The sequence below is a fragment of the Methylobacterium sp. P1-11 genome (genome assembly GCF_008329595.1).
Classification (GTDB): Bacteria; Pseudomonadota; Alphaproteobacteria; order Rhizobiales; family Beijerinckiaceae; genus Methylobacterium.
In genome coordinates, this window is record NZ_NPKS01000013.1 from 122,140 (window position 1) to 134,751 (window position 12,612).

General features: G+C 71.9%; 15 protein-coding genes. 8 read left to right on the forward strand and 7 right to left on the reverse strand.

Annotated features, from left to right (window positions below):
* The first annotated feature begins 100 nt into the window (after window positions 1-100).
* The gene (locus tag CIW48_RS15070; protein ID WP_149311500.1) at window positions 101-529 is read left to right on the forward strand and encodes a helix-turn-helix domain-containing protein; all 429 of its coding nucleotides are present in this window, start codon (window positions 101-103) and stop codon (window positions 527-529) included.
* 210 nt (window positions 530-739) lie between these two features.
* On the opposite strand, the gene CIW48_RS15075 is transcribed toward CIW48_RS15070, so the two are convergent.
* A complete protein-coding gene (locus CIW48_RS15075; protein WP_149311501.1) occupies window positions 740-1,759 on the reverse strand; it encodes a polyprenyl synthetase family protein in 1,020 nt (339 codons plus the stop codon).
* Window positions 1,760-1,927: 168 nt separating this feature from the next.
* Between CIW48_RS15075 and CIW48_RS15080 the strand changes: the two genes are divergently transcribed.
* Entirely contained in the window at window positions 1,928-2,152 is a 225-nt protein-coding gene (locus CIW48_RS15080; RefSeq protein WP_149311502.1) for a DUF2007 domain-containing protein, read from the forward strand.
* On the forward strand, window positions 2,149-2,895 hold the full coding sequence (locus tag CIW48_RS15085) for a methyltransferase (protein WP_149311503.1): 747 nt from the start codon (window positions 2,149-2,151) through the stop codon (window positions 2,893-2,895). Before CIW48_RS15080 ends, CIW48_RS15085 begins: the two co-directional genes overlap by 4 nt.
* Before the next feature lie 9 nt (window positions 2,896-2,904).
* Here CIW48_RS15085 and CIW48_RS15090 read toward each other — a convergent pair whose 3' ends face one another.
* Window positions 2,905-3,216, reverse strand: a complete 312-nt coding sequence (locus CIW48_RS15090) for a hypothetical protein (RefSeq protein WP_091787555.1) — start codon at window positions 3,214-3,216, stop codon at window positions 2,905-2,907.
* 32 nt (window positions 3,217-3,248) lie between these two features.
* Window positions 3,249-3,923 (reverse strand): trna delta -isopentenylpyrophosphate transferase, encoded by a 675-nt coding sequence (locus CIW48_RS15095; protein WP_091787553.1) that lies wholly within the window; start codon window positions 3,921-3,923, stop codon window positions 3,249-3,251.
* Window positions 3,924-4,998: 1,075 nt separating this feature from the next.
* On the opposite strand from CIW48_RS15095, the gene CIW48_RS15100 reads away from it, so the two are divergent.
* From CIW48_RS15100 to CIW48_RS15110, 3 genes are read left to right on the forward strand one after another with little or no spacing between them, the layout of a single operon-like run.
* Window positions 4,999-5,796 carry a heme ABC transporter permease gene (locus CIW48_RS15100; protein ID WP_149311548.1) on the forward strand — a complete coding sequence of 266 codons (798 nt, stop codon included), beginning with the start codon at window positions 4,999-5,001 and terminating at the stop codon, window positions 5,794-5,796.
* A 10-nt stretch (window positions 5,797-5,806) separates the two neighbouring features.
* Complete coding sequence (gene ccmD / locus CIW48_RS15105; protein WP_149311504.1) at window positions 5,807-5,950, forward strand: heme exporter protein CcmD; 144 nt, start codon at window positions 5,807-5,809, stop codon at window positions 5,948-5,950.
* Window positions 5,947-6,561 carry a DsbE family thiol:disulfide interchange protein gene (locus tag CIW48_RS15110; RefSeq protein ID WP_091789147.1) on the forward strand — a complete coding sequence of 205 codons (615 nt, stop codon included), beginning with the start codon at window positions 5,947-5,949 and terminating at the stop codon, window positions 6,559-6,561. Before ccmD ends, CIW48_RS15110 begins: the two co-directional genes overlap by 4 nt.
* A gap of 25 nt (window positions 6,562-6,586) precedes the next feature.
* On the opposite strand, the gene CIW48_RS15115 is transcribed toward CIW48_RS15110, so the two are convergent.
* Together CIW48_RS15115 and ftsY are read right to left on the reverse strand one after the other, a co-directional pair.
* Window positions 6,587-7,201, reverse strand: a complete 615-nt coding sequence (locus CIW48_RS15115) for a septation protein A (RefSeq protein ID WP_149311505.1) — start codon at window positions 7,199-7,201, stop codon at window positions 6,587-6,589.
* Window positions 7,202-7,330: 129 nt separating this feature from the next.
* Window positions 7,331-8,695 (reverse strand): signal recognition particle-docking protein FtsY, encoded by a 1,365-nt coding sequence (gene ftsY / locus CIW48_RS15120; RefSeq protein WP_149311506.1) that lies wholly within the window; start codon window positions 8,693-8,695, stop codon window positions 7,331-7,333.
* A 57-nt stretch (window positions 8,696-8,752) separates the two neighbouring features.
* Here ftsY and CIW48_RS15125 point away from each other — a divergent pair, with 57 nt between their 5' ends.
* The gene (locus CIW48_RS15125) at window positions 8,753-9,427 is read left to right on the forward strand and encodes an RNA pseudouridine synthase (protein WP_149311507.1); all 675 of its coding nucleotides are present in this window, start codon (window positions 8,753-8,755) and stop codon (window positions 9,425-9,427) included.
* A 12-nt stretch (window positions 9,428-9,439) separates the two neighbouring features.
* On the opposite strand, the gene mtaB is transcribed toward CIW48_RS15125, so the two are convergent.
* Window positions 9,440-10,666: a tRNA (N(6)-L-threonylcarbamoyladenosine(37)-C(2))-methylthiotransferase MtaB gene (gene mtaB / locus CIW48_RS15130; RefSeq protein WP_149311508.1), complete on the reverse strand. Its 1,227-nt coding sequence runs from the start codon at window positions 10,664-10,666 to the stop codon at window positions 9,440-9,442.
* Window positions 10,666-11,553, reverse strand: coding sequence for a diaminopimelate epimerase (dapF, locus tag CIW48_RS15135; RefSeq protein WP_149311509.1), 888 nt, complete (start codon window positions 11,551-11,553; stop codon window positions 10,666-10,668). The genes mtaB and dapF overlap by 1 nt, the downstream gene beginning before the upstream one ends.
* A 195-nt stretch (window positions 11,554-11,748) precedes the next feature.
* On the opposite strand from dapF, the gene CIW48_RS15140 reads away from it, so the two are divergent.
* A complete protein-coding gene (locus tag CIW48_RS15140; protein ID WP_149311510.1) occupies window positions 11,749-12,504 on the forward strand; it encodes a GyrI-like domain-containing protein in 756 nt (251 codons plus the stop codon).
* Window positions 12,505-12,612: the final 108 nt, after the last annotated feature.

Below are 12,612 nucleotides of genomic sequence, written 5' to 3' on the forward strand. Positions count from 1 at the left end.
TGATACGATATATTCCACAACGATGCGGCCACGGCGAGGCGCGGCGGGCCTGTGATAAGGCGCAGTGTCGGCGACATACGGGACGATCAGGGAGGCGATGATGGGGACCAGCGCGCCGGGGGAGGATGCGCTGTCGCGAGAGCAATATGCGGCGCTCGCCGATTTCCGGTTCCGTCTCCGCCGCTTCCTGGCGTTCAGTGAGGCCGCGGCGGCCCGGGCGGGGCTGCCGCCACAGCAGCACCAGGCCCTGCTGACGCTGGCCGGCCATGTCGGACGCGCGCCCGCCACGGTCGGCCTTCTAGCCGAGCAGCTGCTGATTGCTCCGCATAGCGCGGCCGAGCTGGTCGCCCGCATGGTGGAGGGCGGCCTTCTGACCAAGACGCGCTCGGTCGAGGACCGCCGTCGGAGCGAAGTGTCGCTCACGCCGCGCGCCGAGGCCCTGCTGCGAACCTTGACGGCGGCGCATCTCGACGAGCTGCGCAACCTTGCCCCCGCCCTCGCCGAAGCCCTCGCGCCCGTGGCACGGTGACGCCAGCAGGGTCGCTGACACCGCCCCGGGCAAGGGCCGTCATGGCCGAGCGCCACACTCCGACACCTCTACCGACCTAGCCGCCAGCGTCCGCCGCAGCCGCGTTCGCCGCCATCCGGTCGGTCCGCTTCGGTGCTGCGCCCGAAGCGAGCTGCCGGTACGATGGCGGGACGTGATGGCTGCCGACGCGGGCGCCGTGAGGCCCCGCCCTCAGCGCGCCCGGGCCACGCAGAACTCGACGGCTCCGATCAGCGCGGTCTTGACCGGTCCATCCGGGAAGATCTCGAGGGCGGCCCGGGCCTCGGCGCCGTAATGGTGGGCGCGGGCCACGGTCTCCTCCAGGGCGCCGTGGCGCTGCAGGAGGTCGAGGGCCGTCTCCAAGTCGTCCGCACCGATCTCGCCCTGTTGCAGGGTGCGCCGCCAGAAGCCGCGCTCGCCCTCGCTGGCGCGGCGATAGGCCAGCACGATCGGCAGGGTGATCTTGCCTTCGCGGAAATCGTCGCCGACGTTCTTGCCGAGCTCCGCCGAGGTGCCGCCGTAATCGAGCACGTCGTCGATCAGCTGGAAGGCGATGCCGAGATTCATCCCGTAGGACCGGGCGGCCGCCTGCTCGGCCGCCGGACGACCCGCCAGCACCGGCCCGACCTCGCAGGCGGCGGCGAACAGCTCGGCGGTCTTGCCGCGGATCACCGCCAGATAGGCGGCCTCGTCGGTCTCCAGATTCTTGGCGTTGGTGAGCTGCATCACCTCGCCCTCGGCGATCACCGTGGCGGCGGCCGAGAGGATGTCGAGCGCCCGCAGGGAGCCGACCTCGACCATCATCCGGAACGCCTGGCCGAGCAGGAAGTCGCCGACCAGCACCGAGGCCTCGTTGCCCCACTTGATCCGGGCAGCGACCCGGCCGCGGCGCATGTCGCTCTCGTCGACCACGTCGTCGTGGAGGAGCGTTGCGGTGTGCATGAACTCGACGCTGGCGGCGAGCTTCACGTCCCCGTCGGTGGCGTCGGCATAGCCGCAGAGCTGGGCGCAGGCGAGAGTCAGGATCGGGCGCAGGCGCTTGCCGCCGGAGGCGATCAGGTGGTTGGCGACCTCGGGGATCATCGCCACGTCCGATCCCGTCCGCGACAGGATCGTGGTGTTGACCCGCGCCATGCCGTCGGCCACCAGCGCGACGAGGTCGTTGAGCCCCGCCTCCGCCTCGGGCTTCGGATTCTCGATGGAGAGGGCCATACCCAAGATCCGTGACCTCCAGATCGGTCGCCCCTCAGGGGGCGGGCGATCCCTTCGCACGCGCCCCGCGGCGCCGCAACATCGTCGCCGGCTGGATATGGGGTGCCGACAGCGCGGATCTCACGCGGCGAAACCGCCGATCCCCGCCCGTTTCGGAGCGAACCTGCGATGATCGAGCTGATCCGGGCTAACGATGTCGTGCTGATCGGGTTCGCCCGATCGATCCTCGAAGCGGCCGAGATCCCGGTCCTCGTGGCTGACAGCCACATGAGCCTGATGGAAGGATCGATCGGCGTGTTCGGCCAGCGCCTGATGGTGCCGCGCGACCACGAGACCCAGGCGCGCCGCCTGCTCACGGATGCCGGCATCGCCCACGAGTTGCGCCAGCCGTGACCGCGGAGGCCGACGCTTTCCTCGGCGGCCGGCTGAGGCTGAGCCAGCCGCCCCGCGGTGCGCATCGGGCCGGGACCGATGCCGTGTTGCTCGCCCGGCTGCTGGTCCCGCAGGCCGGGGATCGGCTCTGCGATGTCGGCGCCGCGACCGGCGCCGTCGGCCTCGCCTGCGCCGCCCTGACCCCGGGCCTGCAGCCGACACTGGTCGAGCGCGACCCGATCCTCGCCGAGCAGGCCCGCGCCAACGCGTCCCTCAACGGCATTGCGGCACAGGTTCTGGTCGCCGACGTTCTGGCGCCCGCGACGGAACGCCGCGCCGCCGGTCTGCTGCCCGACAGTTTCGATGTCGTGCTCACCAACCCACCGTTCTTCGCCGCCGAAAGGCACCGCGCCTCGCCGGATCCGGGCCGCGCCGCCGCCCACACGTTCGCGGGCGGCGATCTGGAGACCTGGATCCGCGCCTGCACGGCGATCCTGCGGCCCGGCGGAAGGCTCGGCCTGATCCATCGGGCGGACGCGCTTCCCGCCTGCCTCGCCGCTCTCGCGGGCCGCTATGGCGGGCTGGCGGTCCGCCCGGTCCATCCCCGCGGCGACGCGCCCGCGATCCGCGTCCTGATCGCGGCGATCCGGGGCAGCCGCGCCGCCTTGAGCCTGCGGCCGCCCCTCGTCCTGCATGGTCCCGACGGCAGCTTCACGCCCGAGGCCGAAGCGCTCCATCGCGGCGCGCCCTGGCCGGCGCCCTGACAGACAGACTCACGCCGCGAGGGCGGTGGGCGCGGCGTCGCGGATGCCGAGGAACCGCTCGACCTCCGGAAGGTCCGGGAAGGCGAGGAATTCCGGGCGCAGCGGCTCGGGCAGGCCCTCGAAATTGAGGCCCGGGAACGTATCGGGATGCGGGTAGAGCTGCCAGGCTGCGCCGGGCTCGACCGGCGGAAACAGGATCGCGACCTTCTCGGCACCGAGGCGGACGATCCGCGTCGGGCTGTAGGACAGCGTCTCGATGCTCCAGCCGTGGTGGGAATCCCGGCGGGCCTTCATGGTGCGGCGGCTCGTCGCGCGATGCATGGCGGTCTCCTTCGGTGGGGGTGAAAACGGGATCAGGCGGCGCTGCGGCGGCCGGAACGCTTCGGCCAGCCGAGCGCGACGAGACGCGCCTTGGCGTAGTCGCGCACCTCGTCCCGGGTACCGGACGGCATCGTGGCCAGGACGGCCTGGGTGGCGCCGTCCAGCATCAGGTCGGTCACCGCGTTGATCGTCTCGGCCCCGTCGATGCGGCGCTTGAGGTCGCCCTCGGCCTCGGTGACCTCGTCGAAAGCGGGCGCCTCCTCGAAATCCTCGTCGACGGCGCGGACCGGGATCTGGTGGGCGCGGAACTCGTCGGCCTCCTCCTCCGAGTAGACCAGACCGTGCAATTCGATCAGCTTGAGGATGACGCGGTCCTTCCCGCGCTTCTCGGCCATGGCGTAGACGTAGGCCGCCTGCTTGCCCGAGACGCGGTAGTTCACGTTGACCAGCGCCTCGCCCATCGACCACTCGACCCGCTCGGTGCCGGGCTTCGCGCCGGGCAAGCGACCGGTCACCAGGATCACGGCCTCGTCGCGCTCGGCCCGGATGACCGTCGGGGGCTCGAAGACGATGCCGGCCTGCGCGGCGATGCGCTCCAGAGTCTTGTGGTAGATGACGGCCGTCCCCTGAACACGCCAGACGTTGCCCCCGAAGGGCTCGCCGTAGCGGACGAGGATGTCGGCGATCTGCTTGTCGGCGGTTCGCATGCGGGGCTCGTTCCGGCGGGGTGGGAGCGTCGTCCACAGCTTTCTCAGGCGGCGCTCTTTTGTTCTCTTTTTGTTCACTCCTATATGCGTGATCCTCCCGCGATGCGCAAGGCTTTGGGGTCGAAACGTGCGGCGCATTTCACGCGTCATCGTCCCCGCGCGCCGTTGGCGCCGGGGGCATGGCCCGGGAGATCACGAGGGACGCGGGACGCCGCGGGAACCCTGTGTCGGCCAGTCAACGCGCGGGATCCGATCCCCGCGGCGCCCGCGGCATCGACCGGGCGTGGTCCCCGGCCGGTGCCGTCTTTCTCGTCGCGGTGTCTTTCGACGCCCCGGACCTGCGCCTGCCTGCCAAGCGGTCTCTGCGAGGCGCACGCACCTCCGGAACCCGCTATCAGCGCCGTGGCCTTCCAGCCGTCCCGCCTCGTCGTGGGCGGGTCCGCAGGTCGCTCAGGGTCAGCCCAGAAGCGGGTCGGCGCGGGGGCATTTCCGCACCCGCCGGGCAAAAGCGCCGCCCGGTCTCACGCCCGCCACCGAGACACGCCCCGTACCGGTTCGCCGCCCGGGGCGATGGCGGCTGAGAGCCACCGACGCGGGCACCGCCCTAACCCACGGACCCGCCCGGTCAGCCACCGGACGGGCCCCATGACGGACGCCGCGGGATCGCTCCCGAAGTGCCGTGGGCAGGTGCGGCTAGGAAGCACAAAATAGGAAGATTGTCAAGGTGCAGGCGGCGCGACACGCGCTGTGGCCCGCGACTTCCCGCCGTCATCCCGCGGCCGCGCCGCGTCTCCGAGATCCTGCACCGTCGTCGCCTCTGGATTGCGGGCTCGTCTGCGGCGCCCCGGAATGACGGGCTGCTTCCCGGTACGGCCCTGCGGGGACGCAGCAAAGCGGCACATCCACGTCCGGCGCCTCTCCAGCCGCCTTCGCCGCCGGCCGACCGCCCAGACTCGAACCGGCCCAGCGCGTGACCACATCTCGGCGGTTCCGCAGACTGCGCCGAGGGCCCGCATTGTTGCTGCACCGCACCCTAGGCTAGACCGCCTCCACGATGTCCGAGACAGCTGCCGCGATGACGCCATCCCTCTGGACCCGCCTGTCGAATCCCAGCCACTTCATGCGGTGGTCGGGAATGCTGGTGCCGTGGCTCACGGCCCTCTCGCTCGCCGTCCTGGCCCTGGGCCTGTACCAGACCTTCTTCGTGGTGCCGCCCGACTACCAGCAGGGCGAGACCGTGCGGATCATGTACATCCACGTCCCCGCAGCCTGGCTCGGCGTGTTCTTCTACGGCGCGATGAGCCTGTCGGCGATCGGCACCCTGGTCTGGCGCCACCCGCTCGCCGACGTCGCCCAGCGGGCGGCGGCGCCGATCGGGGCCGCCTTCACGCTGATCTGCCTCGTGACTGGCTCCCTCTGGGGCAAGCCGATGTGGGGCACCTACTGGGTCTGGGACGCGCGACTGACCTCCATGCTGATCCTGCTGCTGATCTATTGCGGCATCATCGCCCTGTGGCGGACCCTGGAAGATCCGAACCGAGCCGCCCGTGCGGTGGCGATCCTGACGCTGGTCGGTGCCGTGAACCTGCCGATCATCAAGTTCTCGGTGAACTGGTGGTCGACCCTGCACCAGCCGGCCTCGATCCTGCGCATGGGCGGGTCGACCATCGATCCCTCGATGCTCTACCCGCTGCTGATCATGATCGCCGCCGCGACTCTGGGCGGGAGCACGCTGCATCTCTACGCGATGCGCACCGAGATCATGCGCCGCCGCGTTCGGACGCTGACGATCCGCGAGGCCGAACGCCTCGACCGCGCCCAGCCGCGGCTCACTCCGACACCGGCCGCCCTGCCGGTCAGTCAACCGGTCTAAGGGGGCCGCGATGGATCTCGGGTCTCATGGCGGCTTCATCCTCGCCGCCTACGCGTTCACCGCCTTGGTCATGGTCGGCCTCGTCGGCAATGCCCTGCGCGATCGCCGGACGCAGCTGCGCGCCCTGAAGGGTTTCGGCGAGGACCGGCGATGACCATGCCCCTCGACGAAGCGACCGGGCGGCCGCCGCCGGTGCGCCGCTCGCTGCTGCTGATCGCGCCGGCGCTCGCCTTCGCGGCGCTCGCCGCCGTGCTGTTCCTGCGCCTGCGCTCCGGCGCCGACCCGGCCGCCCTGCCCTCCGCCATGATCGGCAAGCCGGTCCCGCACTTCGCTCTGCCCGCCGTGCCGGGGCTGAATGCCGGCGGCGCGCCCGTGCCCGGCCTGTCGAGCGCGGATCTGAAGGGCCAGATCACGGTGCTCAACGTCTTCGCCTCGTGGTGCGCGCCCTGCCAGGTGGAGCACCCGATGCTGATGCGGCTGGCGAAGGAGCCGGGCATCCGGCTCGTCGGCATCGACTACAAGGAGCCGAGCCCCGAAGCCGGCCAGCGCTTCCTGACCCGGCACGGCGTGCCGTTCAGTGCGGTGGGCGCCGATGCCGGCGGCCGGGCGGCGATCGATTTCGGCGTCTACGGCGTGCCCGAGACCTTCATCATCGGGCCGGACGGCGTGATCCGCGACAAGCTGGTCGGCATCCTCACGCCGGAGAATTTTTCGAGCGTCCTCGCGCGGATCCGCGCCGCCGGAAAGGTGGCGGCGGCGCAGTAGCGGCCCGGGAGCGGCGCGGCCGCCGCTACGCCTCCGGCTGCGGGCGCTTGCGCTCGTAGCGCGTGAGGAGCGGCGTCTGCGCCAGGGCGAACAGCACGGTGATCGGCATGATGCCGAACACCTTGAAATTGACCCAGAAATCCTCCGTCTGCGTCCGCCACACCACCTCGTTGAGAGCGGCCAGGACGAAGAAGAACACGCCCCAGCGGAAGGTGAGCTTGCGCCAGCCCTCCTCGGTGAGGCTGAACATCGAGTCGAGCACCACCGACAGCAGCGAGCGCCCGAAGGCGAGGCCGCCGAGCAGCACCGTCCCGAACAGCGCATTCACGATGGTCGGCTTGACCATGATGAAGGTCTTGTCCTGCAGGAGCAGCGTGAGGCCGCCGAACACCACCACGACGACACCCGACACGAGGGGCATGATCGGCAGGCGGCGCACCATCACGTAGTGGATCGCCAGCGCCACCACGGTCGCCGCGATGAACACGCCCGTGGCCACGAACAGCTTCTGGTCCGGGGCGACGCCGAACTTCTCCGAATAGGCGTTGCCGAGGAAGAACAGCACCAGCGGCCCGAGTTCCAGCGCCAGCTTCACGAGCGGCGGCAGGTGGCGGTGGGGGGGGACGGATTCGATCTGCATACGCTCGATTGGCTCGGTTGCGGCGCTCACAATTGGCTGGGAGCGCCGAACGGGATCTGCCGGGGGGTGTGGAACGCGAAGCGCGCGATGTCCATGACATCGCGCACCGAAGATCAGCGGGCGGCCGCGCTAATCCTTCTCGAGCCCGGCGATCGCACGGGCGAAGTCGCGGGCCGCGAAGGGCTCCAGATCCTCCACGCCCTCGCCGACGCCGATGAAATGGACCGGCAGACCGAACTTCGCCGCCAGCGCGACCAGGATGCCGCCCCGGGCGGTGCCGTCGAGCTTGGTCATCACCAGCCCCGAGACCGGCGCGGCCTGCGAGAACAGCTCCACCTGGCTGAGCGCGTTCTGGCCGACCGTGGCGTCGAGGACGAGGAGCGTGGCGTGCGGCGCCTCCGGGTCCTGCTTGCGCAAGACGCGGACGATCTTCTCCAGCTCCGCCATCAGGCCGGCCTTGTTCTGGAGCCGGCCGGCGGTGTCGATCAGCAGCACGTCGGTCCCGGCGGCGGAGGCCTGCTTGAGGGCGTCGAAGGCGAGGCCCGCCGCGTCCGCGCCCTGCGCGCCGCTCACCACCGGCGTGCCGGTGCGCGCGCCCCAGACCTTAAGCTGGTCGATCGCCGCCGCCCGGAACGTGTCGCCCGCCGCCAGCATCACGGTGCGGCCCTCCGCGCGCAGCTTCGAGGCGAGCTTGCCGAGCGTCGTGGTCTTGCCGGCGCCGTTCACGCCGACCGTCAGGATCACGAACGGCTTCCTGGTGGCATCGATGGCGAGGGGCACCGCCACGGGCTCAAGCGCCCGCTCGACCTCACTCGCCAAAATCGCCCGCACCTCATCGGGCGAGATGCCCTTCTCATAGCGGCCCTTGCCGACGGCCTCCGAGACCCGCATGGCGGTCTCCAGGCCGAAATCGGCCTGGATCAGCGCGTCCTCCAGATCCTCCAGGGTGGTGGCGTCGAGCTTGCGCTTGGTGAACAGGCCGGTGACGCGGTCAGACAGGGCCGACGAGGTCCGCTTCATCCCTGAGGTGAGGCGGCTCCACCAACCCTTGGCCTCCGGCTCGCGGTCCGGCCCGGCCCCCGCGTCGTGGGCGAGCGCCGCGGCGCTGTCGATCGGCTGGATGTCGGGCTGGATGTCGGGCTGGATGTCGGCAACCGGCTCGACCACCGGCGCCCGGTTCTCCGTCCCGGTATCGACCGGATCGGCTCCGTGCGCGGGATCGTCGCCGGCGGTGCCGGCCGGCGGACGCTCGGGCTCGCCCTCGATGGGCAGCAGATCCGCCCCCTCGACGACGTCGGCGACGGGCTCCGCGTTGTCCTCGGGCGGCAGCGGGACCTGCTCGACATCCTCAGCGCCGGTGGCGAAATCGGGCTGCCCCTCGGACGGCGAGGCCGCCTCCGCGGGCAGCTCGGCCTCGGGCTTCTCGTCGGCGGCACTCTGGCCTTTGCGCCCGAACAGGCGTCCGAACCAGCCGGGCTTCTCCTCGCTCGCCATGAATTCGCGTCCTCGCCCCACCTTGCCCCGCCGACACCGACCCTCTAGCCGATCCGGATGTCCAACGCCTTCGACATAGGCGCGCGCCTGCTCTACCGCGATGCCCTGCTGCTCGTCATCGACAAGCCGGCGGGTTTGCCGGTCCATCCGGGCCCCCGCGGCGGCGAGACGCTCACCGACCACCTCGACGCCCTCCGCTTCGGCCTGCCCCGGCGGCCCGAGGCCGCGCACCGGCTCGACCGCGACACCTCCGGCTGCCTGGCGCTCGGCCGCCACGCCAAGGCGCTGGCGCGGCTCGGCAAGCTGTTTTCCGGCAGCGCCGTCGACAAGACCTACTGGGCCCTCGTGGAGGGCGGCCCGACCGAGGAGGCCGGCCGGATCGACCTGCCGCTCGCCCGCCGCTCGGACGATCCGCGCTCGTGGTGGATGAAGGCCGATCCCGCGGGCGACCCGTCGCTGACGCATTGGCGGGTGCTGGGCCGCGCCGTGGGGCGGACCTGGCTGGAGCTGAAGCCGGTCACGGGCCGCACCCACCAGCTCCGGGTCCATTGCGCCGCCTCCGGCTGGCCGATCCTGGGCGACGCGATCTACGGCGGGGCGCCCCGCGGGAGTGCGCTGCACCTCCACGCGCGGACCTTGTCGATCCCGCTCTACCCGAAGCGGGTGGCGATCACCGTGACGGCACTGCCGCCGCCGCACATCGCCGAGGCCGTCGCCGCGATGGGGGTGTGAGCCGCAGGCGCGCTAGGCGCCGATGAGCCGCGCGCCGTCGTGGCCGGCGATGGCGACGTCGTGGAACGTCCCCGCCTCGACCGCGTCCGGGAGCCGCACCGCGGTGAAATCCGCGCTCCGCCCGATGCCGCCGCGCTCCGCCAGCACCGTGAGGCGCCGCCCGATTTGTGCGTCGAGGTGCCGGTGCAGGGCGTCGCCGCCGGCCGCCCGCAGCCGCGCGGCCCGCGCACCGATCGCCTCGGGGGCCACCGGCGGCATGCGTGCCGCGGGCGTCCCGGGGCGCGGGGAATAGGGGAAGACGTGCAGGTGCGTCAGGCCGCATTCCGCCACGAGGTCGAGGGAGCGGGCGAACTGCGCCTCCGTCTCCGTCGGGAAGCCCGCGATCAGGTCGGCGCCGAACACCATGTCGGGCCGCAGACGCCGCACCGTCTCGCAGAAGCGGATCGCATCGGCGCGCAGGTGCCGGCGCTTCATGCGCTTGAGGATCAGGTCGTCGCCGGCCTGCAGCGACAGGTGCAGGTGCGGCATCAGCCGCTCCTCCTCGGCGATCGCCCCGAGCAGGGCGTCGTCCGCCTCGACGGAATCGATCGAGGAGAGGCGCAGGCGCGCGAGGTCGGGCACCGCCCGGAGGATCGAGCGCACCAAGCCGCCCAGGGACAGGAACGGTCCCGCGAGATCCCGGCCATAGGCCGTGAGGTCGACACCGGTGAGGACCACCTCGCGCCCGCCATGCGCCACGATGGTCTCGATCTGCGCGATCACATCGGAGGGCGGCACCGAGCGGGAGACTCCCCGCCCGAACGGGATCACGCAGAAGGTGCAGCGGTGGTCGCAGCCATTCTGCACGGGCACGAAGGCGCGGGTATGCCCGGCCACGGCCTCGATCCGCGTCGGCTCCGCCGCCCGCGCCGCCATCACGGCACCCGGCCCCGTCGCGGCCGCCGACCAGCCCTCCGGCCGCAGCTTCTCGGCGTTGCCGACGAGCCGCGCGACCTCAGGCATGGCCGCGTAGGCCTCCGTCTCGACCTCGGCGCCGCAGCCGGTGACGACGATCTCGGCACCGGGCCGCTCCCGGGCGATGCGCCGGATCGCCTTGCGGGCCTGCCGCCCGGCCTCGGTGGTCACCGCGCAGGTGTTCACCACCACGCGGTCGCGCCCGTCTGCCGCCGCGTGGGCCCGCAGCGCCTCGGACTCGACGGTGTTGAGGCGGCAGCCGAAGGTGAGGGTCTCGACCGCCATCAGGCCGCGCTGTCGAACAGCTCCGGCGCCAGGGTCCCCTCGGCGACGAGCGCGACCGGGCCGGTCATCAGGACGTGGTCGTCGGCCCGCCACTCGACGAACAGCTCGCCGCCCGGCAGCGCGACGCTGGCCTGCCGGCCGATCATCCGCAGCCGCGAGGCGGCCACCACGGTGGCGCAGGCGGCGGTGCCGCAGGCGAGCGTCAGCCCCGCCCCCCGCTCCCAGACGCGGAGCTTGATCGTCTCGCGGCTCGTCACCTGCGCCACCGAGATGTTGGCGCGCTCCGGGAAGAGCGGGTGGTTCTCCAGCATCGGGCCGATCCGGGCGAGGTCGAAGCTGTCCGGATCCTGCTCCACGAAGAACACCGCGTGCGGGTTGCCCATGTTCACGACGCTCGGCGAGTGCAGGATCGGATCGTCGATCGGGCCGATCTGCAGCTCGATCCGGCGCGTGTCGGGGAACGGCTCCGACAGGGGGATCTCGTCCCAGGCGAGCCGCGGCCGGCCCATATCGACCGTGAAGGCCCGCTCCGAGACGCGGCGCACCCCCAGCAGGCCCGCTTCGGTCTCCAGGATGAGCCGACCGCCCTCGGCCGGCCGGGCCATGGCCGGGTCGTCGAGCATCGCATAGGCGACGCAGCGGGTACCATTGCCGCAGGCGCCCGATTCCGAGCCGTCGGTGTTGTAGATCCGCATGAACGCGTCCGTGCCCGGGCTCACGGGATCGTGCAGGACCATGAGCTGGTCGAAGGCCGAGCCGGGATCCTGCGCGATCGCCCGCGCCTCCTCCGGGCGCACCGTCGCGGAGGATCCGCGCAGGTCCAGCACCACGATCGCGTTGCCGGCGCCGTGCATCTTCAGGAAGCGTCTATGGGCGAGTGCGCTCATGCGGTCCCGCAACTCAAGGGAGGGGCCGGCTATATCGCAAAAGCGGCAGCCCGGCGCGAGGGGTGCTGCGGCGTGGCAGATGCGCCGCACCCGCGGCTCTCGTCCGCGGCGCCCTCGCGGGCCGTCCCGTTCGCCACTAGGTTACGCGGCGGGAGCCCGCGCGATCATCCACGGGCCTCGACCGGAGCGCCCACCGTGATCCGCCTTCGTCCGCTCGTCGCCCTCTCGGCCGCTCTCGTGCTCGCGTCCGGCGGCCCGATCGCCGCGCAACAGCAGCCCGCGCCGCCGCCGTCCACGGCGCCCGCGCCGGCCCAGACGAACCCGCTGCCGACGACGACGGCGCCGAACCCGGTGGCCGATCCGGGCAAGAGCGCGGCCCCGGCCCCCCAGCAATCGGTGGCGCCCCCGCCGGCGGGCCAGTCCGCGGTGGGAGCGCCGGCAGGAACACCCGCCCGCCCGACGCTGATCGAGAAGGCCGGCGATCCTGGGGACGTCGATGAGGTCACCCTGCCGGCCAAGCCCGCCGCGATCCTGTCCGGCAAGACCAAGTGGGAAGAGGCCTTGCCGAACCTGAAGCAGGCCTTCACGCGGATCGAGGCCGACCTCGCCAAGCTCGGCGTCGCGCCGGCCGGCCGGCCGCTGGCGGTCTTCACCCGCACCGACGATGACGGCTTCGAGTTCGAGGCGATGATCCCGGTCTCGGCCGCGCCGAGCCCAGCGCCAGCCGAGACCGACGGGCTGCGCTTCGGCACGACGCCTTCCGGCAAGGCGCTGCGCTTCGCCCACAAGGGCTCCTACGAGTCGATCGACAGCACCTACGAGACGCTGACCGCCTATCTCGATGCCAAAGACATCGTGGTGCAGGACCGGTTCGTCGAGGAATACGCCACCGACCTGAAGGACAGCACCGACGACAACCTCGACGTGAACATCTACGCCCTGGTGAAGTAGGCGGCGACCATCCGGCGCGGGCCTGCGGCGTCGCACTCGACGGCGGCGACCGCTTCGGGATCGAGAGCGGGTCCCCTCTCCCGCCCGGGGGAGGGGGCAGGTCGCACG